Consider the following 1,513-nt stretch of genomic DNA (forward strand, 5'->3'; position numbering starts at 1 on the left):
ATCTAATGGGTTGTGCCGATCCTCTGGCAGGCTCGGTTCCGGTAGCGGCCGGCGGGTCAGCACTCTCCGAATCTGATCGTTGAGGTCTTGCGGCAGACCGTGCGCCCGCCGGTCGTGAGGAGGCGTGACCGCTGCTGGGATGACGTGCCCCCAGATCGTTCGGGTGAGCACTTGACCATTAGGACGCCGGAAGTCTCCTCCACGCTGCTGAGCAAGGATCGCAACGAGGCGAAGGAGGAGGACGCGATGTTGTTCGTGGGTGATGACTGGGCCGAGGACCACCACGACGTCGAGCTCGTCGACGACCAGGGCCGGATCCTGGTACGAAGACGCCTGCCCGAAGGCCTGGGTGGGGTGAGCAGGCTGCACGCGCTGCTCGCCGAGCACGCACCGCAGGAGTGGGCCGACCTGGACCCGGCCGAGGCGGCCGGACAGGTGATGGTCGGGATCGAGACCGACCGCGGCCCGTGGGTCGCAGCGCTGGTCGCGGCCGGGTACACCGTGTACGGGATGAACCCGATGTCGGTCGCCCGCTACCGGCAGCGGCACTCCACCTCCGGGGCCAAGTCGGACACCGCGGACGCGCACCTGCTCGCTGAGATCGTCCGCCTGGACCGGGCCCACCACCGCCCGGTCGCCGGTGACAGCGCCACCGGGGAGGCCGTGAAGGTGAGCGCCCGAGCCCACCAGTCGATGATCTGGGACCGGACCCGGCACGTGCTGCGGCTGCGTTCGGCGCTGCGCGAGTTCTTCCCCGCGGCCCTGGCCGCGTTCGAGGACCTGGACGAGCCGGACACCCTGGCCCTGCTGGCGCAGGCGCCGGACCCGGACGCCGCCGCCAGGCTGTCCCGCGCGAAGATCGTCCGTGCCCTGACCGCTGCGCACCGGCGCGACGTGCCCGCCCGCGCCGAGAAGATCCGCCAGGTCCTGACCGCGCCGGAGCTGCGGCAACCTGGTCCGGTGCAGGACGCCTACGCCGCGATCGTGACCTCGCAGGTCGCGCTCATCACCGTCCTGAACGCGCAGGTCGAGGCCCTCGGGCAGGTGGTGGCCAAGCATTTTGGCCGGCACCGGGACGCTGACATCTACACCAGCCTGCCCGGTCTCAGTGTGACCCTCGGCGCACGGATCCTCGGCGAGTTCGGCGACGACCCGCACCGGTACCCCGACGCCAAGGGCCGCAAGGCCTACGCCGGCACAGCCCCCATCACCAGAGCCTCCGGGACCAGACGGGTCGTCCTCGCCCGGTACGCCCGCAACCGCCGCCTCGGCGACGCCCTGCAGCAGTGGGCGTTCTGCTCCCTTCGTGGCTCACCCGGCGCGCGCGCCTACTACAAGGCTCTCCGCGCCCGCAAGATCGGCCACCAAGCCGCACTGCGCCAGCTCGCAAATCGCTGGGTCGGCATCCTCCACGGCTGCCTTCGCCAACGCACCCTCTACGACGAGAACACCGCCTGGCAGCACCACTTCAACACCGCCGCTTGACACAACCAGAACCTGGGATGTCTGCCGC

Annotated in this window: 1 protein-coding gene; it reads left to right on the forward strand. The window is 70.5% G+C overall.

The genetic code is table 11. The features are described from left to right. Positions 1–246: 246 nt before the first annotated feature. Positions 247–1,485, forward strand: a complete 1,239-nt coding sequence (locus ACI3ET_RS16320; RefSeq protein WP_405034125.1) for an IS110 family RNA-guided transposase — start codon at positions 247–249, stop codon at positions 1,483–1,485. Positions 1,486–1,513 lie beyond the last annotated feature (28 nt).

The organism is Ornithinimicrobium jinqii, from assembly GCF_045032595.1.
GTDB lineage: Bacteria > Actinomycetota > Actinomycetes > Actinomycetales > Dermatophilaceae > Ornithinicoccus.